The organism is Falsiroseomonas algicola (assembly GCF_011040385.1).
In the GTDB taxonomy this organism is placed as follows: domain Bacteria; phylum Pseudomonadota; class Alphaproteobacteria; order Acetobacterales; family Acetobacteraceae; genus Falsiroseomonas; species Falsiroseomonas algicola.
The window spans coordinates 427,343-445,624 of the sequence record NZ_JAAIKB010000002.1 but is presented as its reverse complement, the minus strand read 5'-3'; the positions used below and the strand labels follow the sequence as shown (position 1 = coordinate 445,624).

General features: G+C 69.0%; 19 protein-coding genes. 14 read left to right on the top strand and 5 right to left on the bottom strand.

Translation table 11 applies throughout. The features are described from left to right. Positions 1-1,146, top strand: a complete 1,146-nt coding sequence (locus tag G3576_RS07420; RefSeq protein ID WP_164693704.1) for a Gfo/Idh/MocA family protein — start codon at positions 1-3, stop codon at positions 1,144-1,146. 39 nt (positions 1,147-1,185) lie between these two features. Here G3576_RS07420 and G3576_RS07415 read toward each other — a convergent pair whose 3' ends face one another. From G3576_RS07415 to G3576_RS07405, 3 genes are read right to left on the bottom strand one after another with little or no spacing between them, the layout of a single operon-like run. Beyond that, positions 1,186-2,052, bottom strand: a complete 867-nt coding sequence (locus G3576_RS07415; protein WP_164693703.1) for an HpcH/HpaI aldolase/citrate lyase family protein — start codon at positions 2,050-2,052, stop codon at positions 1,186-1,188. Between the two features lie 13 nt (positions 2,053-2,065). Beyond that, entirely contained in the window at positions 2,066-2,455 is a 390-nt protein-coding gene (locus G3576_RS07410) for a RidA family protein (protein WP_164693702.1), read from the bottom strand. Beyond that, on the bottom strand, positions 2,455-3,159 hold the full coding sequence (locus tag G3576_RS07405; protein ID WP_164693701.1) for a hypothetical protein: 705 nt from the start codon (positions 3,157-3,159) through the stop codon (positions 2,455-2,457). The genes G3576_RS07410 and G3576_RS07405 overlap by 1 nt, the downstream gene beginning before the upstream one ends. A gap of 100 nt (positions 3,160-3,259) precedes the next feature. Between G3576_RS07405 and G3576_RS07400 the strand changes: the two genes are divergently transcribed. Further along, entirely contained in the window at positions 3,260-4,030 is a 771-nt protein-coding gene (locus G3576_RS07400) for an HpcH/HpaI aldolase family protein (RefSeq protein WP_164693700.1), read from the top strand. Here the strand turns inward: G3576_RS07400 and G3576_RS07395 are convergent. Beyond that, entirely contained in the window at positions 4,027-4,983 is a 957-nt protein-coding gene (locus G3576_RS07395; protein WP_164693699.1) for a tripartite tricarboxylate transporter substrate binding protein, read from the bottom strand. The genes G3576_RS07400 and G3576_RS07395 overlap by 4 nt on opposite strands. 206 nt (positions 4,984-5,189) lie before the next feature. Here G3576_RS07395 and G3576_RS07390 point away from each other — a divergent pair, with 206 nt between their 5' ends. The 12 genes from G3576_RS07390 (at position 5,190) to G3576_RS07335 (ending at position 17,256) form a co-directional block, all read left to right on the top strand. After that, entirely contained in the window at positions 5,190-6,050 is an 861-nt protein-coding gene (locus tag G3576_RS07390) for an NHL repeat-containing protein (protein ID WP_164693698.1), read from the top strand. A 6-nt stretch (positions 6,051-6,056) separates the two neighbouring features. Continuing rightward, positions 6,057-7,517, top strand: a complete 1,461-nt coding sequence (gene hydA / locus G3576_RS07385) for a dihydropyrimidinase (RefSeq protein WP_164693697.1) — start codon at positions 6,057-6,059, stop codon at positions 7,515-7,517. 71 nt (positions 7,518-7,588) lie between these two features. Continuing rightward, complete coding sequence (locus tag G3576_RS07380; RefSeq protein ID WP_164693696.1) at positions 7,589-8,152, top strand: GbsR/MarR family transcriptional regulator; 564 nt, start codon at positions 7,589-7,591, stop codon at positions 8,150-8,152. 3 nt (positions 8,153-8,155) lie between these two features. Beyond that, a complete protein-coding gene (locus G3576_RS07375) occupies positions 8,156-9,511 on the top strand; it encodes a cytochrome ubiquinol oxidase subunit I (protein WP_164693695.1) in 1,356 nt (451 codons plus the stop codon). Next, positions 9,508-10,521, top strand: coding sequence for a cytochrome d ubiquinol oxidase subunit II (locus tag G3576_RS07370; RefSeq protein ID WP_164693694.1), 1,014 nt, complete (start codon positions 9,508-9,510; stop codon positions 10,519-10,521). The genes G3576_RS07375 and G3576_RS07370 overlap by 4 nt, the downstream gene beginning before the upstream one ends. Before the next feature lie 62 nt (positions 10,522-10,583). Continuing rightward, a complete protein-coding gene (locus G3576_RS07365; RefSeq protein ID WP_164693693.1) occupies positions 10,584-11,735 on the top strand; it encodes a Gfo/Idh/MocA family protein in 1,152 nt (383 codons plus the stop codon). 54 nt (positions 11,736-11,789) lie between these two features. Continuing rightward, positions 11,790-12,668: an amidohydrolase family protein gene (locus G3576_RS07360; RefSeq protein ID WP_164693692.1), complete on the top strand. Its 879-nt coding sequence runs from the start codon at positions 11,790-11,792 to the stop codon at positions 12,666-12,668. Continuing rightward, positions 12,665-13,450, top strand: a complete 786-nt coding sequence (locus G3576_RS07355) for an ABC transporter permease (RefSeq protein WP_164693691.1) — start codon at positions 12,665-12,667, stop codon at positions 13,448-13,450. The genes G3576_RS07360 and G3576_RS07355 overlap by 4 nt, the downstream gene beginning before the upstream one ends. Positions 13,451-13,467: 17 nt before the next feature. After that, positions 13,468-14,508 (top strand): ABC transporter substrate-binding protein, encoded by a 1,041-nt coding sequence (locus G3576_RS07350; RefSeq protein ID WP_164693690.1) that lies wholly within the window; start codon positions 13,468-13,470, stop codon positions 14,506-14,508. A 2-nt stretch (positions 14,509-14,510) separates the two neighbouring features. After that, positions 14,511-15,347, top strand: a complete 837-nt coding sequence (locus tag G3576_RS07345) for an ABC transporter ATP-binding protein (protein WP_328728626.1) — start codon at positions 14,511-14,513, stop codon at positions 15,345-15,347. After that, positions 15,344-16,012, top strand: a complete 669-nt coding sequence (locus G3576_RS07340; RefSeq protein WP_164693689.1) for a cysteine hydrolase family protein — start codon at positions 15,344-15,346, stop codon at positions 16,010-16,012. Before G3576_RS07345 ends, G3576_RS07340 begins: the two co-directional genes overlap by 4 nt. Further along, positions 16,012-17,256 (top strand): amidohydrolase family protein, encoded by a 1,245-nt coding sequence (locus tag G3576_RS07335; RefSeq protein WP_164693688.1) that lies wholly within the window; start codon positions 16,012-16,014, stop codon positions 17,254-17,256. Before G3576_RS07340 ends, G3576_RS07335 begins: the two co-directional genes overlap by 1 nt. On the opposite strand, the gene G3576_RS07330 is transcribed toward G3576_RS07335, so the two are convergent. Then, positions 17,257-18,237, bottom strand: a complete 981-nt coding sequence (locus tag G3576_RS07330) for a Bug family tripartite tricarboxylate transporter substrate binding protein (protein ID WP_164693687.1) — start codon at positions 18,235-18,237, stop codon at positions 17,257-17,259. It abuts the gene before it with no gap. Between the last annotated feature and the right edge of the window lie 45 nt (positions 18,238-18,282).

The following is an 18,282-nucleotide window of genomic DNA, read 5'->3' as shown; positions in this document are numbered from 1 at the left end:
ATGGCTGTGCGCAGGCTCGGCATCATCGTCAACGGCGCCACGGGCGAATTGGCGCGGCGGCAGCACCTGCCGGCGCTGGTGGCGATGCGGGAGGAAGGCGGGCTGCCGCTGTCCAACGGCGACCGCGTGATGCCGGATGTGATGTTGCTCGGGCGGTCCGCCGAACGCCTGGCGCCGGTGGCGCAGGCCACGGGCTTCTCCCGCTTCACGGACGACATGGGCGCGGCGCTGGCGAATGCGGAGGACACGCTGTTCTTCGATGTCGGCGCGACGGGCGGGCGCGTGGAGGTGCTGAAGCGCGCCATCGCGGCCGGCAAGCACATCTACACGGACAAGCCGATCGCGCCCGATGTGCCGACCGCGATGGCGCTGGTCGCGGCCGCGGATGCGGCGGGGGTGAAGCACGGCACGGTGCAGGACAAGCTGTTCCTGCCGGGCTTCGCGACGCTGCAATCGCTGATCCGGTCCGGGCGGCTCGGAAGGCTGCTGGAGGTGCGGCTGGAGATGGGGCGCTGGATCTGGGATGGGGAGGTGCATCCGGGCCAGCGGCCGAGCTGGAACTACCGGAAGAAGGATGGCGGCGGGCTGATCCTCGATATGTTCCCGCATTGGCGCTACATGCTGGACCACCTGGTGGGCGAGGTGCAGGCGGTTTCCGCCGTGGCGCGCACGCAGATTCCCCGCAGGCGGGATGAGCGCGGCGAGCCCTATGACGTGGATGTGGAGGATGCGGTCTTCGCCAAGCTGGAGCTGGCGGGGGGTGTCATGGCCTCCGTGAACTGTTCCTGGGCGACGCGGGTGCGGCGCGACGCGGGCATCCAGATCCAGGTGGACGGGACCAAGGGATCGGCCGTGGGCGGCCCATATGAATGCTGGATCCAGGAGGAGGCGCAGACGCCGGTGGAGGCGATCTCGGCGGCCATCAAGATGAGCCGCAGCTTCTTCGATGACTGGACGCCGGTGCCGGTGCCGACGGGGATGGTGAACAGCTACCGCGCGGGGTGGGAGAAGTTCATCCGCCACGTCATGGAGGATGCGCCCTTCCCCTATCCGCTGGTGGAAGGGGCGAAGGGCGTGCAGCTGGCGGAGGCGGCGTATCGGAGCGCGGCGGAGCGGCGCTGGGTGGAGTTGCCGAAGCTGGGGTGATGGCCTGCGCTGCCACCACCCCGCGTCGCTTCGGGGTGGTCAGGCGGCGCCGGCCATGGCGATGAGGTCGCGGGCGCGCTTGGCGACGGGTTCGTCCACCAACTTGCCGCGGACGATGATGGCGCCGCTGCCGCTGGCCTGGGCGGCGGCATAGGCGGCGTCCACCTCCCTCGCCCATTCCAGCTCGGAGGCCGGCGGCACCAGGCCGGCGCGGAGTGGCGGGATCTGCGCGGGGTGGATGGCGAGCTTGCCGCCGAAGCCGATGGCAAGGCTGGCGCGCATCGCGGCCTCCGCCCCCGCTGCATCCTTCACGTCGAGATGCACGCCATCGATGGGCGCGGCGAGGCCCGCGGCGCGGGAGCCCGCCACGCAGAGGCGCTGCGCATGCAGGATCGCGGCATCCGTATCCGCGGCACCGGTGCCGAGATCGGCCAGCAGATCGACTGTGCCGAGGGCCACGCGGTTGATCCCGCAGGCGCGCCAGGGCAGCTGCGCGAGGTGGACGAGGCCGCGGGCGGTCTCGACGATCGGCAGGATCTCGATACTGGCGGGGTCGCGGTTCAGCGTTCCGCAGATCTGCCGGAAGGACCAGGCGAAGGCGGCGAGGTCCTCGGCATTGTCGGCCTTGGGCAGCACGATGCCCTCCGCGCCCGCGGCTAGCGCCGCCTGGAGGTCGGCCAGGCAGAGCGGCGTGGTGGCGGCGTTGACGCGGACATAGCGCAGCGCCGTGCCGCTGCGGGGCGTGGCGAGGAGCGGGGCGAGCGCATCGCGCGCGGCGGTCTTCTCGCCCGGGGGAACGGCATCCTCGAGGTCCAGGATCGCGGCATCGGCGGCCGCGGCCATGGCGCCTTCGGCACGGCGCGCGACATTGGCGGGGGCGAAGAGGAAGAGGCGGGGCGTGGTCATGAGCGCGTCCTGTTCAGGCGTTCGGCATTCTGGCGGTGGCCTTGATCTCCACCAGCAGGCCGGGGCGGGAAAGCTCGACGATGCCGATGGCGGTCCAGGGCGGCTGGTGGCCCTGCATGAAGCGGTCCCTCACCTGCTTGAACAGCGCGATGTGGGACTGCAGGCCGACATGGAAGGTGGTGAGGTCCACGATGTCCCGCACCGTGCAGCCGGCTTCCGTGAGGATGCGGCCGACATTCTCGAAGGCGCGGGCGAATTGTGCCTCGGGATCGGCGATGACGTTCATCTGCGCGTCGCGGCCGAGCTGACCGGCCATGAAGAGAAAGCCGTTGCAGATCATGCCGGGGGAGTAGCCGGATTGGGCCGGGAAGTTCTCCATGCCCGGGGGCACGATGGCGCGCATCAGCCGAAGCCCTTCTGACGGGAGGCTTCGGCGCCCCACAGTCGGAAACCCTCGGAGGCCGGGATCTCGTTCCGCTCGATCATGCCCTGCCAGACGCCGCAGGCATCGACGAAATTGGGGATGCTGCCGGGGAACATGGCGTAGGAGATGCCCTCCGCCAGTTCGAGTTCGGGAACGCCTTCCGCGTAGGCGCCGCGGATATGCACGGCGAGTTCCCACCAGGCGCGGCGCGTGGTCTGCACGGCGGCCAGGGTGGTTTCGACGAGACCGCGGGAGACGGTGCTGCCGGCCTGCGCGGCATCGAGCGCGGCGCGATAGGCGGCTTCGCGGTTGTAGGCGGGCAGGTGGTGGCCCCATTTCTCGCCGGCGAAGGCGAAGCAGCGGGCGCCTTCGGCGAAGCCGGCCAGGCGCACGGCCAGCTCGATCTCCGCATCCGTGCCGCCGCCGTTGCGGAACTTGGCGATGTGGTGCGTGGCCAGCGCCTCGTCGGTCGAGACCAGGACGGCGAGCCAGACGAATTCCTTGGAGCGTTCATCCATGAAGCGCGGCGTCAGCGTCAGCGCGGTGTAGGCGGCATCATAGCCCGCGAGCAGCGCGGGGGCGGCGATGGCCAGCAGCCCGTGATGCGGCAGCAGGTAGCCGCGCTTGGCGCGGACCTCGGACAGGCGGCGATCGATTTCCTCGGCGTCAGGCATGCTGGTCATGGCGATGTCTTCTCCCGTGTCGGGGTGACCATGACCATGCAAGCGCGGTGGCGGCAAGACGGGGTGGACGCGGCGGCGCGCGGGCGGCAGGCTTCGCGGCATGGTGATCAACGGGTTGAAGGCACGGCTGGCGCAAGGTGCGACGGCGGTGGTGGTGACGCTGCAGCTGGCGCGCAGCGGCGACGTCGCGCGCATCATGGCGCAGGCGGGGTACGACGCGCTGGTGCTGGACCGCGAGCACAACCTGGTCGGCGGCGATGCGGCGGGCGAGATCATGATGGCAGCGCTGGAATCGGGCATCGCGCCGCTGATGCGCCTGCCGGATGCGCAGCCAGGGCCGATCGGCCAGGCGCTGTCGGCGGGGGCGCTCGGCGTGATGATCCCGCGCATCGAGGATGCGGCGCAGGCGGAGGGCGTGGCGCGGGCGGCGCGCTTCGCACCGGAGGGGCGCAGGCCCCTGCCCCCGCTATTCCCGCATTTCCGCCGGCGCCCGGTCAGCCAGGGCGATGCGGTAGCGGCGCTGGCGGCGGAGACATTGGTCGTGGTGATCATCGAGACGCGGATGGCGGTGGAGAATGCGACGGCGATCGCGGCGGTGCCGGGGATCGACGTGCTGTTCCTCGGCGCGTCGGACCTGAGTGCCGATCTCGGGCGGCCGGGAATGAAGGAGGATCCGGTGCTGTGGGAGGCGGCGGCGCGGGTGGCGGAGGCCTGCCGCGATGCGGGCAAGGTGCCCGGCATCGGCGGCATCACGGAGGAGGCGCATTTCGCGCGGGCGAAGGCGCTGGGCTTCCGCTGGATCTCGGCGGGGCATGACGCGACGCTGCTGCAGGCGGCAGCGACCGCGAAGGTGAAGGCAATCCGTGCCTAGACGTTCCAGGGCCGCGTGCGCCACAGCGCGCGGTGCGTGGCGTCGGAGGCGCGGAGATAGGCGATGTAGTCTGCGGAGTTGAGGTAGCGGAGCGGCTGGAAGGCGCGCTCGCTCGTCGTGATGAACTCCGGGTTGGCGACGACCTTGGCGATGGCGGCGGAGAGCCGCGCGACGACATCGGGGGCCATGCCGCGCGGCCCGCCGACGCCGCGCAGGCTGCCGCCCAGGATGTCGTAGCCGAGCTCGCGAAGCGTCGGCACGTCGGACGCCATGGCGTTGCGCGCCTCGGCCATCACGCCAAGCGTGCGCCAGGGCTGGCTGCGGGCGAAGGTCAGGGCCTCGCCAAGGTTCGCGGTGGCGATATCGACTTCCTTGCGCAGCAGCGCGAGGGCCGCGGGGGCGGCGCCCTGGTAGACCACAGGTTCCAGCTTCGCGCCCGTGGCCTGTTCCAGCAGCAGCGTGTTGATGTGGCCGGCGGAGCCGACGCCCTGGGTGGCGACGGTGATGCGGCCGGGCTCGCGCCTTGCGGCCTCGATCAGGCCGGCCATGCTGCGGATGGGGCTGTCAGGATGGACGGAGAAGGTGCCGGGATCATCGACGACGCCGGCGATGAAGGTGAAGCTGTCCATCGTCCAGCCGGCATTGCGCTCGATCGGGATGGTGACGATGCCGGGCGTGTTGATGATGGCCAGCGTGTAGCCATCCGGTGCCGCGGCGGCGAGCGCGCCGAGACCGATCGCACCGCCGGCGCCAGGGCGGTTCTGCACGACGAAGGGCTGGCCGAGTTCGCGTTCGAGATACTGCGCCATGACACGCGCGGAGATGTCGGTGCCGCCGCCGGCCGCGAAGGGGACGATGAGCGTGACGGGACGCTCCGGCCAGGCGGCCTGCGCCAGGCGCGGCGCGGCAAGGGCGAACGGCGTGGCGAGCGCGGCGCGGCGGGTGAAGTTCATCGGGACCAGTCCTCGTTCTGCGGTGCGACGGGTGACTGTGCGTTCCTGGCCGTGACCCGATCTGGGTCGGGATGGGCGATGCGGCTTGTGTCCCCATCGTCGCGGCGTGAAGCTGGCATAACATCCGTGTCTTGGGACTGTCCATGCGGTGAGCCACTTGCTGGTACGGTCTCGGCGTGATGCCGGATTGCGAAGGGGGCCGCGTGATGCGCGAGGAGAAGCTCGTCGTCGGGCTGGGCGACGATCTCTATGAGGTGGAGCGGCCCTGGGCGCTGGATGGCGCGGCCTTCAAGGGCGGGCGCATCACCGATGTCGCGGTGGATGCGGATGACAACGCGCATGTTCTGGTGCGCTACGATCGCTATGTCGATCCCGCCGGGCTGCCGGTGGTCGTGGTGGTGGCGCCGGATGGCAGCGTGCTGCGGAGCCACGAACTGCCGGGCGTGACGGATGGGCATGGCATCACGATCGGGCCGCGGGGCGAGGCGCTGATCGCGGATCGCGACCGGCATGAGATCCAGGTGCTGGATGCCACGGGCGAGGTCGTGCTGCGGCTCGGCGAACGCAACCGCCCGGGGCGGCCCTTCAGCCATCCCGCCAATGCGGCCGTGCATCCTAATGGCGACATCTACGTGGCCGATGGCTACGGGAACTCCGTGGTGCATCGCTTCTCCGCCGGCGGCACGCTGCTGAAGACATGGGGCTCGCCGGGCGCGGGTGCGGGCGAATTCACCACGCCGCATGACCTGGCCTTCGGGTTGCAGGGCGAGGTGATCGTCTGCGACCGGGAGAACAACCGCATCCAGTTCTTCGACCCCGATGGCGCCTTCATCCGGGAAGCGATGGATCTGTTCCACCCCATGGGCATCGTGGTGGAGCCCGATGGCTGCATCCTGGTGAGCGACCAGATCCCGCGCCTCACGCGGCTGTCGCCGGAGGGGAAGCTGCTGGGGCGGTGCAGGCCGGTGCTGAATGCGGGGCATGGGCTGGCGCAGGACAGCAAGGGCAACATCCTGTTGGCGGAGATCCGGGACAACCGGCTGACGCGCCTCACGCGCAAGGGCTGAGCCGCCATGCATGACCTCGTCATCCGCAACGGCGTCCTGGTGACGGCGAGCGATGTCTTTCGGGCTGAGATCGGCATCACGGGCGGCGTCATCGCGACGCTCGGCGACGGGCTGGAAGGGCGCGAGGTGATCGATGCCGGGGGGAAATTCGTGATCCCTGGCGGCATCGACAGCCACTGCCATGCGGAACAGCGGATGAGCGGCGGCGTGAACAATGCCGATGACCTCTTCACCGCGACACGCAGCGCGGCCTGCGGCGGCACGACGACGATCATCGCCTTCGCGCTGCAGCCGCGCGACGGCACGTTGGCCGACATCGTGCCGCACTACACCGAGCGCGCGACGCGCTGCGCGGTGGACTATGCCTTTCACCTCTGGGTCACGAACCCGACGGAGGAGGTGCTGCGCGAGGAATTGCCGGCGCTGATCGCGGCGGGGCACCGGTCCGTGAAGGTCTTCATGACGGGGAAGACCAACTGGCTGGACGACCTCGCGCTGCTGCGCGTCATGGAAGTGGCGCGGGAGCATGGGGCGCTGGTGACCGTGCATGCGGAGAACTGGGGCATCCACCAGTACCTGGGCGAGAAGCTGGCCGAGGGCGGCTTCCGGCACCCGAAATACCAGGCCGTGCTGAAGCCCGCGATCGGGGAGCGGGAGGCGGTGCATCGCATCGCCTCGCTGGCGGAGCTGATCGACACGCCGATCCAGGTCTTCCATGTCAGCGCGCCGGAAGCGGCCGCGGAGATCGAGGCGGCGCAGCGCCGCGGCGTGCGCGTGCATGCGGAGACCTGCACGCAATACCTGGCCCTCTCCGCCGCCGATCTCAACCGGGAGGGCTTCGAGGCCGCGAAGTTCGTGTTCGGTCCGGCGCCGCGCGGCAGCGCGGAACGCGGGTCGCTGTGGGACTACCTCAAGCGGGGCGTGATCGATGTCGTCACCTCCGACCATGCGCCCGTCAATTTCGACGCGCCGGATGGCAAGAAGCGTTGGGGGACGGATCCGCGGGTCGACCAGATCCCGAACGGCATTCCGGGGGTGGAGACGCGGCTTTCGATCCTCTGGTCGGAAGGCGTGGCGAAGGGACGGATCACGCCATCCCAATTCGTCGCGCTGTCATCCACCAGTGCCGCGAAGGCCTTCGGGCTGCATCCGCGCAAGGGCACCATCGCGGTCGGGACGGATGCGGATTTGGTGGTGTGGGATGGCGCGCGGACGGAGCGCGTCACCAATGCGAGCCTGCATCACGCCGTGGACTACACGCCCTATGAGGGCATGGCGCTGACGGGCTGGGCGGAGACGACGCTGCTGCGGGGCCAGGTGGTGTATGACCAGGGCCGCTATCTCGGCCATGAAGGTCAGGGGCGCTGGCTGAAACGGGACCGCTATGACTGGCTGCGGCCGACCGGGCGCTTCCCCTCGGGCTACGATCCGTTCGGGCAGGTCGTGACGCATCCGGACCTGGGCTGAGCGACGTCAGAGAAGCTTGACATTCCTGGCATGATTCGCCATTTCAGAAATTCCTGAAATGACGGTCAGCCATGAAGCTACCTCCGCTCGTCCAGTCCTTCGTGCTCCATTTCGGCGAAATGGGCAGTCGATGGGGCATCAACCGCACAGTCGGGCAGATCTATGCGCTGCTCTACGTGTCACCCGGCCCGTTGAATGCAGAACAGATCGTGGAGGCGCTGGGCGTATCCCGGTCCAACGTCTCCATGGGCCTGAAGGAATTGCAGGCCTGGAACCTGGTGCTGCTGAAGCATATCCCGGATGACCGGCGCGACTACTTCACCACGCCCGATGATGTCTGGCTGATCCTGCGGACGCTCGCGGAGGAGCGGAAGAAGCGGGAGGTGGACCCGACGCTGTCCGTGCTGCGCGAGCTGCTGATGCAGACCGCGGGCAGCGAGGATGAGCGCCACGCCCAGGCGCGCATGGCCGAAATGCACGGCCTGATCGAGCGCCTGACCACCTGGTACGAGGACGTGAAGCGGTTGGAAACCGAACGTCTGGCAGCCTTGCTGGCGCTGGGCGCCAAGGTGACGCGGCTTCTGGAGGCAAAGGACAAGGTCGTCGGCCTGGTGCGGCCGCGCAAGGGAGGTTGAGCCATGGACCCCATCCTGCTGGCGCGCATCCAGTTCGCCGCCAATATTTCCTTCCACATCCTGTTTCCCACCATCACCATCGCGTTGGGCTGGGTGCTGCTGTTCTTCAAGCTACGCTTCAATTCCACACGCGACGAGGCGTGGATGGATGCCTACCGCTTCTGGGTGAAGGTCTTCGCGCTGTCCTTCGCGCTCGGCGTCGTGTCCGGCATCACCATGTCCTTCCAGTTCGGCACCAACTGGCCGGGCTTCATGGAGCGCGTCGGCAACATCGCCGGGCCGCTGCTGGCCTATGAGGTGCTGACGGCCTTCTTCCTGGAGGCGACCTTCCTCGCCATCATGCTGTTCGGCTTCAGCCGCGTGCCGGGCTGGGTGCATACGGGGGCGACCTTCCTTGTCGCCTTCGGCACGACGATGAGCGCCTTCTGGATCATCGTGCTGAATTCCTGGATGCACACGCCGCAGGGGCATGAGATGCGCGATGGCGTCGCGCATGCCGTGGACTGGGCGGCGATCGTGTTCAACCCCTCCATGCCCTATCGCCTGACGCATATGCTGATCGCCAGCGCGCTGACGGTAGCCTTCCTGCTGGCTGGCATCTCCGCCTGGCGTTGGCTGAAGGGGGACCGCGCGCCGGCGGTGATGGCAGCGCTGCGGACGGGCGTGGTGATGGGCGCAGTGCTGGCGCCGGTGCAGGCCTTCGTCGGCGACCTGCACGGGCTCAACACCCTGGAACACCAGCCGGCCAAGGTGGCGGCGATGGAAGGGAACTGGGAGACGCGCGGGCATGTCCCCCTCGTGCTCTTCGCCATCCCGGACGAGGCGAACCGCACCAACCGCTTCGAGATCGCGATCCCGTCCGGTGCCAGCCTGATCCTGAAGCACGACCCCGCCGGCGTGGTGCCGGGGCTGAATGACTTCGAGGGCAAGCACCCGCCCGTCGCGCCGGTGTTCTACGCCTTCCGAATCATGGTCGGCGTGGGCCTGCTGATGATCGCCATGGCCTGGGCGGGCGCCTGGTTCCTGTGGAAGCGCGGCACGCTGCCGGTGCTGATGCTGCGCGGCTTCGCGGTGATGGCCTTCGCGGGCTGGGTCGCGACTCTGGCGGGCTGGTACGTCACGGAAATCGGGCGGCAGCCCTGGCTGGTGACGGGCGTGCTGACCACGGCGCAGGCCGCGGGGCCGGTGCCGGCCATGGCCATCGGATCGACGCTGGTCACCTACCTCGTGCTCTATGTGCTGCTGCTGGGCGCCTACATCACGACGATCTACCGCCTGGCGAAGAAGGGCCGGGTCGCGGAGGCGACGGATGGCTCGATGGTAAAGCCCGGCAGCGCGCCGGGGGAGATGGTGGCATGACCCCCTTCCTGCCTGCCGACTGGCTGCCGGTGATCTTCGCGGGTCTCATGGCGGTCGCGATCCTCGCCTATGTCGTGCTGGACGGCTTCGACCTTGGCGTCGGCATCCTGCTGGAGACGCGGGCGGCGGAGCCCGACCGGGACCGCATGATCGCGGCCATCGGGCCCTTCTGGGACGCCAACGAGACCTGGCTGGTGCTGGGCGTGGGGCTGCTGCTGGTGGCCTTCCCCGTCGCGCATGGGATGATCCTGACGGCGCTGTACCTGCCGGTCGCGGTGATGCTGGTGGCGCTGACCCTGCGGGGCGTCGCCTTCGAGTTCCGCGCCAAGGCGACGGACGAGGCCGGCAAGCGGCGCTGGGACCGGTGGTTCTTCGCGGGATCGCTCGGCGCGGCGCTGGCGCAGGGCTGGATGCTGGGACGCTACGTGCTGGGCTTCGCGGAGGGCTGGGCCGCGATCGGCTTCGCGGCCATGGCGGCCATCGGCCTTGCCATCGCCTATGCCTTCATCGGTGCCTGCTGGATGATCTGGCGCTGCGAGGGCGAGTTGCAGCGCCACGCCATCCTCTGGGCGCGGCGCGCGATCTGGCCGCTCGGGCTCGGCATCCTGCTGGTCTCGGCCGTGACGCCGCTGGTCAGCGAGCGCATCGCGGCGCGGTGGTTCGAGATGCCGGTGGTGTTCCTGCTGGCGCTGCTGCCGCTGGCAACGGCCGCGCTGCTGGTGGGGCTGGCGCAGCTGCTGCAGCACATGCCATTGCCGAACGACGTGCTGCGCCGCCTGCCCTTCTGGGGCGCGGTCGGGCTGTTCCTGCTGTTCTTCGCAGGGTTGGCCTGGTCCTTCTTCCCGTACGTCGTGCCGGAACGGCTGACGATCTGGGATGCGGCGAGCGCGCCGGAGAGCCTGTCCATCATCCTGGCGGGCGCGGCCTTCGTGCTGCCGATCATCCTGGCCTACACGGTCTTCGCCTGGCGCATCTTCGGCGGCAAGGCGCAGGCGCTGAGTTACGACTGAGCCTGTTTTGACAGCCTGCCGCCGGGGTTCCTACCGTGTCCTCCACCAAAGGGGGACACGGCATGGCCACGCGCAGCATCCGCATCATCATGGACGGCGTCACGGGAAGGCTGGGCACGAACCAGCACCTCGGGCGGTCGCTGATGGCGATCCGGCGCGATGGCGGGCTTCCGCTGGCGGACGGCGATCGGCTGATGCCGGAGCCAGTGCTGCTGGGCCGCAACACGGAGAAGCTTCAGGCGCTGGCGGCAGCGAATGGCGGGCTGGCCTGGAGCACGGATCGCGCGGCGTGCCTGGCTGATCCTGCGGCCGCCATCTACTTCGACGTCAGCGCCACCGGTGGCCGCCACCAGCGCGCGCTGGCGGCGATCGCGGCGGGCAAGCATGTCTATCTGGAGAAGCCGGTCGCCTCCACGGTCGAGGAGGCACTGGAGATCGCGCGCGCGGCGGAGGCGGCGGGCGGGAAGCATGGCGTGGTGCAGGACAAGATCTACCTCCCGGGCTTCATGAAGCTGAAGAGCGTGATGGAGACGGGGCTGCTCGGGCGCGTGCTGTCGGCGCGGCTCGACTTCGGCTGGTGGATCTTCGACGGCGTGCTGCATCCCGCGCAGCGCAGCAGCTGGAACTACAAGCGGGCGGAGGGTGGGGGACTCGTCCTCGATATGTTTCCGCACTGGCGCTACATCGTCGAGCACCTGCTGGGGCCGATCCGCAGCGTCTCCTGCCGCGTCGCGACGCGGGTGCCGGAGCGGCGCGACGAGAATGGCCGCGCCTATGCCGTGGATGTGGAGGACGAGGCCTTCGGGACCTTCGAGCTCGACGGCGGCGTGCTGGTGCAGGTCAGTGCCTCCTGGAACACGCGGGTGAAGGGGGAGGACATGCTGACGATGAAGGTGGACGGGAGCATGGGATCCGCCACCTGTTCGCTGCACCGCGCGCATGTGCAACCGCTGGCCACGACGCCGAAGCCGCGCTGGGACGTGGATGCGCTGGTGGACAATCGCCACGCGGAGCACTGGCAGGAAGTGCCCGACATGGGCCCCTATACAAACAGCTACCGGCGGGGGTGGGAGATGTTCCTGCGACATGTGGCGGAGGGAGCGCCCTTCCCCTCCCCGCTGCTCGCCGGCGCGAAGGGGCTGCAATTGATCGATGCCTGCTATCGCAGCGATCGCGAAAGGCGGTGGATCGATTTGCCGGCGTTGACCACGTGATCCGCGATTGACCGCGCGGGCGGGCGGCTTACGATCCCGGGCAACGGAGGCACAATGAAGCTGGGCGCGCTGATCGACCACCATGGCCATCTGGCGCCGCGCGATGCGCTGGCGGAAACGATGGGCCGCCACTTCATGCCCTTCCCGAAGGACCCGCCACCGCTGCTGTTCGACATCGACGGCAACCATGCGCAGATGGAGGCGCAGGGGATCGTGAGCCGCATCGTCTCCGTGCCGCCGATCCTCTACCTCTATGAGTTGCCGGCCGAGGAGCAGGCACGGCGCATCGCCGCGATGAATGACTGGCTGGCGGAGACGGTCGCGGGCACACGGATGACGGCGATGATGGTGCTGCCGCTTGGCGATACGGCGGCGACGCTGGCGGAAATCGCGCGCTGCCGCGGCGTGCATGGCACGGCGGATGTGGCCATCGGCACGCATGTGCATGGCGTCGATCTCGACAAAGCCGTGCATGAGGAGGTGTGGGCGGCGCTGGCGGAGGGCGGCGGCCTGGTGATGATCCATCCCTGGCAGGTGCGGGATGGCAGCCGGCTGAACGACCTGAAGCTTGGCAATCCGCTGGGCAATCCCTTCGAGACAACGGTGGCGGCCGGGCGGCTGATCGAGGCGGGGACGCTGATGCAGCATCCGGCGCTGCGAGTCATGCTGGCGCATGGCGGCGGCACGCTGCCCTTCATCCTGGGGCGTATGGACCGGGCGTGGGAGGCAGCTGCGCATGGGCGCGCGCCGGAGCGGCCTTCGCTGGCGGCGAAGCGATTCCTTTACGACACGGTGCTGTTCGAGGCGGCGCCGCTGCGCTTCCTGGCGGAGATGGTGGGTGCGGAGCGCATCATCTTCGGCACGGACAGCCCCTTCGACATGAGCCTGCAGGATCCGGCGAAGCTTCTGGCAGAAGCGGGACTGGCAGCATGAGCGGGCTGCGGCGCTGGGCGGGCGGCCAGGGCGCGGCGGTGCTGACTCTGGCGGCACTGCTGGTGTTCTGGGAAGCCGCGGTGGTCGGCCTCGACATCCAGCGCTTCCTGCTGCCGGCGCCGAGCGACGTCGTGGCGGAGTTCATCAAGGACCATCGGCTGATCTTCGGCCATGCCATCCAGACGGTGTGGGGAATCCTGGCGGGGTACGTCGCGGCGGTGATCTTCGCACTGGCGGCGAGCATGGCGATGATTCGCTGGCCGCTGGTGGAACGCATGATCATGCCGATCTTCGTCGCCAGCCAGTCCGTGCCGAAGATCGCCATCGCACCGCTGATCCTGCTGTGGATCGGAGCGGGGGCTGGTTCGAAGATCCTGGTGGTCGCCTCCATCGCCTTCTTCCCCGTGGTGATCAACACCATGGCGGGGTTCAAGCAGGTGGATCAGGGGCTGATGGACGTGTTCCGCAGCGTGGACGCGACCAGCCGGCAGACCTTCCTGCGGCTGCGCCTGCCCTATGCGGTGCCCTATATCTTCGCGGGGCTGCGCATCGCGACGACGCTCGCGGTGCTGGGCGCGATCGTGGCGGAATGGTTGGCCGCGACGGATGGCATCGGCTACCTGGTGCTGTCCGGCAGCTTCAACTTCAACACCGCGCGCAGCTTCGCCGCCATCATCCTGCTGGCCGTCATCGGCATGAGCTTCTTCGGCGCCATGGGCGCGGTGGAACGCGCGCTGTCGTGGCGCAGGCCCTCGGAAGAGGCGACACGGGTCCAGGCTTGATCACGGGAGAGAACACGATGAGCGGTATCGGACGACGCAGCTTCGTGGCCCTCGGCGCACTGGCCGGGCCGATCCCCATCGGGCTGCGGCCCGCGCGGGCCCAGGGGCGGTTGCAGGACGCCATTCTGCGGCTGAACTTCACGCCCTGGGGCATGCATGCGCAGTACTATGCGGGGCTGAAGCAGAACATCTACCGCAGCGAGGGCATCAACCTCGAGATCAGGCCCGCAGCCGCGGGGCAGCAGAACGAGGTCTTCATCGCGGCGGGACGCGAGCAGTTCCTGGTCGCGAATGCGGATGGCTACATCAAGTCCCGCGCCGCGGGGCTGCCCGTCGTGGCCGTGATGGCGGACCAGCCGGACAATCCCTTCTCCGTCTTCTCGCTGAAGACTAGCAACATCACGAAGCCCGCCGACATGCGCGGCAAGAAGATCACCTGGTTCCAGAGCCAGGTGCGCGGGCTGCTGGACCCGCTGCTGGCCTCCGGCGGGCTGACGCGGAACGACATCACCTTCCTGACCGTGAGTCGGGGCGCGGAGGTGCAGATCGTCGCGGCTGGCCAGGCGGAATGCGGCTTCGGCTTCAGCTATGGCCAGCCGCTGACGCTGGAGGATCGCGGCTTCCCCTGCAACGTGATGGCGCTGAAGGATTACGGGGTGAAGTTCGCCGGCACGCAGATCGTGGCGAATGAGCGGGAGGCGCAGCGCGGCGACCTGACGGAGCGCTTCATCCGCGCCACGATGAAGTCGCTGATCTGGACGAAGGACAACATGGACACCGCGATGAACTACGTCGTGGAGGTCTCGCCCGATCGGAGCCATGCTCTGGAGGTGCGGAAGCTGCGCATCATCTACGACCTCTACCGCAGCCCGGATTTCAGCCAGCGCTTTGGGCGGTTCGAGGAGAGCAAGTGGGAGAGCTCCATCAACTACCTGATGGAGGGCGGTGACCTGCAGCGGCGGCCGACGGCGCGGGAACTCTACACCAACGACTTCGTGGATCGCATCCCAGAGGCGCTGCGGCTCTCCGCGCTGGTGCATGGAAGGGCGGCCAGCTGAGCGTGGACGGGGTGACAGGCCCGCGGGGCTTCGCGGGGCCGCCGGGCACGGAGGAGGCCGCGCCCTTCATCGCGGTGGAGGGCGTGCAGGTGGTGTATGGCGCCGGCGGCACGGAGGCCGTGCAGGCGCTGAGCGACATCCATCTGGCGGTGCCGGAAGGCGCCTTCGTGTCGCTGGTCGGGCCCTCGGGCTGCGGCAAATCGACGCTGCTGAAGGCGGTGGGCGACCTGCTGGCACCGACATCGGGGCGGATCACCATCGGCGGCACGCCGGCGGCGGAACTGCGGCGGCAGGGGCGGATCGGGACGGTGTTCCAGGCGCCGAACCTCATGCCGTGGCTCAGGATCGAGGATAATGTCCGGCTGCTCTACCGGATCGTGGCGGAGAAGGCGCCGCGCGCGGGGCTGGTGGAGCCGGACGTCCCTGCCCTGCTGAAGCTTGTGGGGTTGGACGGGTTCGGGGGCAAGCGGCCGGCACAGCTATCGGGCGGCATGCAGTCACGCGCGGCGCTCGCGCGGGCGCTGGCGCTGGATCCGACGGTGCTGCTGATGGACGAGCCCTTCGCCGCGCTGGACGAGATTACGCGGGACCGCATGGGGATCGAGCTGATGCGCATCCATGCGCAATTCCGCAAGACGGTGCTGTTCGTGACTCATTCGCTGGCGGAAGCGGCCTTCCTGTCGGACGCCATCGTGCTGATGACGCCGCGGCCAGGCCGCATCGCGCGCATCATCCCCGTGCCGCTGCCGCGGCCGCGCGTGCCGGAGATGCGGCTGACCGACGAATTCGCGGCGCTGGTCGCGGAGCTGAACCGGGACCTGTATCGGATGATGGCATGACGCATCCCATGCTGACGCCGGCGGTGATGGACCGTGCGGCGATGCTGCTGGTGGACATGAATCGCAGCCACCTCGACCACGAGATGGGACACCTGCTGGTCGCGAAGCCGGAAGCGGACCGCATCATCGATGCGGCGGTGAAGGTGCGGGAGGCCTGGGCGGCGGCGAGGCGGCCGGTGATCTTCGTGCGCACGCATCACCGCTGGAACAGCGACACGGGCGAGGTGATCGACAACCGCAACCCCTTCTGGATGGCGCAGCACAAGGCCCCGATCCCGGGCCTCGCCAAGCCGCGCAAGACGCTGGCGGTGGAGGGCGCGGCGGTGACGGAGGTGGTGCCGCAGCTGGCGCCTCGGCCCGGGGAGCACACGGTCTTCAAGCATCGCTACAGCCCCTTCCACAACACGGATCTGGAGCTGCTGCTGAAGAACCTCGGCACTGAGACGCTGGTGATCGGCGGCGTGAACACCAACAACTGCGTGCTCTGCACCTGCTTCGAGGCCTTCAACCGCGACTTCCGCGTGGTGCTGATGCCGGATGTCTGCGCCAGCATGAACGGGGCGGACTACCACGATGCCTCGCTGAAGCTGATCGAGGCGGCGCTGGGCTGGCTGGTGCCTTCGACCGACGTGATCGCTGCCTGCAGCGCCCAAGGAACACCCTGATGGATTTCGACCTGCTGCTGCAGAATGCGCGCCTGCCTGGGACCGCGAAGGATGCGCCGGCCGTGGATATCGGCGTCGTCGGCGGGCGTATTGCCGCCATCGCACCGGCGCTGCCCGGCGCCGCGAAGGACAGCGCCGATGCGGGCGGCAGGCTCGTCTGCGCGGGCTTCGTCGAGACGCATATCCACCTCGACAAATCCTGCATCCTCGATCGCTGCCGCTGCGAGACCAGGCGCTTTCCGCACGAGGCCATGCAGATGGTTTCCGAGGTCAAGCACAGCTTCAGCGTGGAGGATGTGACGCAGCGCGCCAGCGGCACGCTGGAGAAGTGCATCAGCCACGGCACGATGCGCATGCGCACCCATGCGGAGGTCGATCCCAAGGTCGGGCTGCGCGGCTTCCAGGGGGTGAAGGCGCTGGTCGATTCCTACGCCTGGGCGATGGACATCGAGATCTGCGTGATGCCGCAGGAGGGGATGCTCAACAATCCCGGCACCGAGGAGCTGATGATCGAGGCGCTGAAGACCGGCGCGCGCGTCATCGGCGCGGCGCCCAACTTCGACAGCGACCGGCATGGGCAGATCAGGCGGGTCTTCGAGATCGCGCGGGAGTTCGATGTCGATATCGACATGCATCTCGACAGCGGGCATGTGCCGGATGACCTGGACACGCGGCTGGTCTGCGAGCTGACGGAGCAGTATGGCTGGGGCGGGCGGGTCGCCGTCGGGCATGTCACGAAGCTCGCGCACCTCACCCTGCCCGCCTTCGATGACATCGCGAGGCGGATGGCGGATTCGGGCGTGGCGCTGACGGTGCTGCCGGCGACGGACCTCTACCTGATGGCGCGGGCCTTCGACCATGCGGTGCCGCGCGGCGTGGTGGATGCGACCAGGCTGGTGGCGCAGGGGGTCACCTGTTCGCTGGCGTCGAACAACATCCTCAACCCCTTCACGCCCTTCGGCGATGGGCAGCTGCTGCGGCAGGCCAACATGTTCGCGAATGTGGTGCAGCAGGGCGCCGACCGGGAAGTGGCGGCGGCCTGGGGCATGGTGACGGATGGGGCGGCGAGGCTGATCCGCAACAGGGATTATGGCGTCGCTGTCGGCAATCCCGCCGACCTCGTCGTGCTGGACGCGCCGGACGAGATCGCGGCGCTGCGGCAGCTGTCACCGACGCTGATGGGCTTCAAGCGCGGGCGGCGGACCTTCACCCGCCAGCCTGTCGAGTTGCACAAGCCGCACTGATCATCGCGCCGCGGCGCCGGAAACCTCCACGGCCCGGCGCCACTTCGCAAGCTCCGCGCGGTGGATGGTGGCGGCTTCCTCGGCTGTCGTGCCGGTGACGGTCGCGCCGAGCTCGGCGAGGCGCGCGCGGATGGCGGGTTTCGCCAAGGAGATCCGGGTTTCCGCCGAGAGCTTCTCGATGATCGCGGGTGGCGTGCCGGCGGGGGCAAAGAACATCACCCAGGCGCCGGCGTCGAAGCCGGGCACGGTTTCCGCCACCGCGGGCACGTCCGGCAGCAAATGGGATCGCGCGGCACCCGTCACGGCGATGGCGCGGACCTTGTTTTCCGCCAGGAAGGGCGGGAGCGTCAGGATGCCCTCCACGCACATCTGCACATCGTTGGAGAGGATGGCCTGCACGGTGACGAGGCCGCCGCGATAGGGGACATGCGTCGCCTCCAGCCCCGTCGCGGCGCGCAGCATCTCCATCGCCAGGTGGTTGGTCGCGCCGACGCCGGAGGAGGCGTAGTTCAGGCGACCGGCGTTGGCCTTCGAATAGGCGACGAGCTCGGGCAGCGTGCGCGCCGGCAGGCTGGGCGCAATCACCAGCACCTGCGGGAAGGTGACGAGGTGCGTCACGGCGCTGAAGTCGCGCGACACGTCGAAAGGAAGGTTCGGCATCATCGCGGGGTTAATCGCCATGTTGCCGGGGGAGCCGACGAGGAAGGTGTCGCCATCCGGCCGCGCCCGCGCCGCGGCTTCCGTGCCGATGGCGCCGCCGGCGCCGGTGCGGCTTTCCACGATGAAGGGCTGGCCGAGGCGCTCCGCGAGGTCCTGCGCGACGAGGCGGGCGACGACATCGACGGCGGAGCCTGGCGTGAAGGGGAAGATGAAGCGCACGGGGCCGCGCGGCCAGGCGGGTTGCGCGGATACGGCGCCGGTGATGCCGAGCGCGGCAGCAAGGCTTGCCAGGCCGCGACGGCACAGGGTGATGCTGGCCATGTGACGTTTCCTCCTGTTGCCGCAAGCGTGGAACACTTCCATCAG

Excerpts from the sequence above, each read along its gene's own strand:
- G3576_RS07420 (WP_164693704.1), top strand. The coding sequence starts at position 1 with ATGGCTGTGCGCAGGCTCGGCATCATCGTCAACGGCGCCACGGGCGAA.
- G3576_RS07415 (WP_164693703.1), bottom strand. The coding sequence starts at position 2,052 with ATGACCACGCCCCGCCTCTTCCTCTTCGCCCCCGCCAATGTCGCGCGC.
- G3576_RS07410 (WP_164693702.1), bottom strand. The coding sequence starts at position 2,455 with ATGCGCGCCATCGTGCCCCCGGGCATGGAGAACTTCCCGGCCCAATCC.
- G3576_RS07405 (WP_164693701.1), bottom strand. The coding sequence starts at position 3,159 with ATGACCAGCATGCCTGACGCCGAGGAAATCGATCGCCGCCTGTCCGAG.
- G3576_RS07400 (WP_164693700.1), top strand. The coding sequence starts at position 3,260 with ATGGTGATCAACGGGTTGAAGGCACGGCTGGCGCAAGGTGCGACGGCG.
- G3576_RS07395 (WP_164693699.1), bottom strand. The coding sequence starts at position 4,983 with ATGAACTTCACCCGCCGCGCCGCGCTCGCCACGCCGTTCGCCCTTGCC.
- G3576_RS07390 (WP_164693698.1), top strand. The coding sequence starts at position 5,190 with ATGCGCGAGGAGAAGCTCGTCGTCGGGCTGGGCGACGATCTCTATGAG.
- hydA (WP_164693697.1), top strand. The coding sequence starts at position 6,057 with ATGCATGACCTCGTCATCCGCAACGGCGTCCTGGTGACGGCGAGCGAT.
- G3576_RS07380 (WP_164693696.1), top strand. The coding sequence starts at position 7,589 with ATGAAGCTACCTCCGCTCGTCCAGTCCTTCGTGCTCCATTTCGGCGAA.
- G3576_RS07375 (WP_164693695.1), top strand. The coding sequence starts at position 8,156 with ATGGACCCCATCCTGCTGGCGCGCATCCAGTTCGCCGCCAATATTTCC.
- G3576_RS07370 (WP_164693694.1), top strand. The coding sequence starts at position 9,508 with ATGACCCCCTTCCTGCCTGCCGACTGGCTGCCGGTGATCTTCGCGGGT.
- G3576_RS07365 (WP_164693693.1), top strand. The coding sequence starts at position 10,584 with ATGGCCACGCGCAGCATCCGCATCATCATGGACGGCGTCACGGGAAGG.
- G3576_RS07360 (WP_164693692.1), top strand. The coding sequence starts at position 11,790 with ATGAAGCTGGGCGCGCTGATCGACCACCATGGCCATCTGGCGCCGCGC.
- G3576_RS07355 (WP_164693691.1), top strand. The coding sequence starts at position 12,665 with ATGAGCGGGCTGCGGCGCTGGGCGGGCGGCCAGGGCGCGGCGGTGCTG.
- G3576_RS07350 (WP_164693690.1), top strand. The coding sequence starts at position 13,468 with ATGAGCGGTATCGGACGACGCAGCTTCGTGGCCCTCGGCGCACTGGCC.
- G3576_RS07340 (WP_164693689.1), top strand. The coding sequence starts at position 15,344 with ATGACGCATCCCATGCTGACGCCGGCGGTGATGGACCGTGCGGCGATG.
- G3576_RS07335 (WP_164693688.1), top strand. The coding sequence starts at position 16,012 with ATGGATTTCGACCTGCTGCTGCAGAATGCGCGCCTGCCTGGGACCGCG.
- G3576_RS07330 (WP_164693687.1), bottom strand. The coding sequence starts at position 18,237 with ATGGCCAGCATCACCCTGTGCCGTCGCGGCCTGGCAAGCCTTGCTGCC.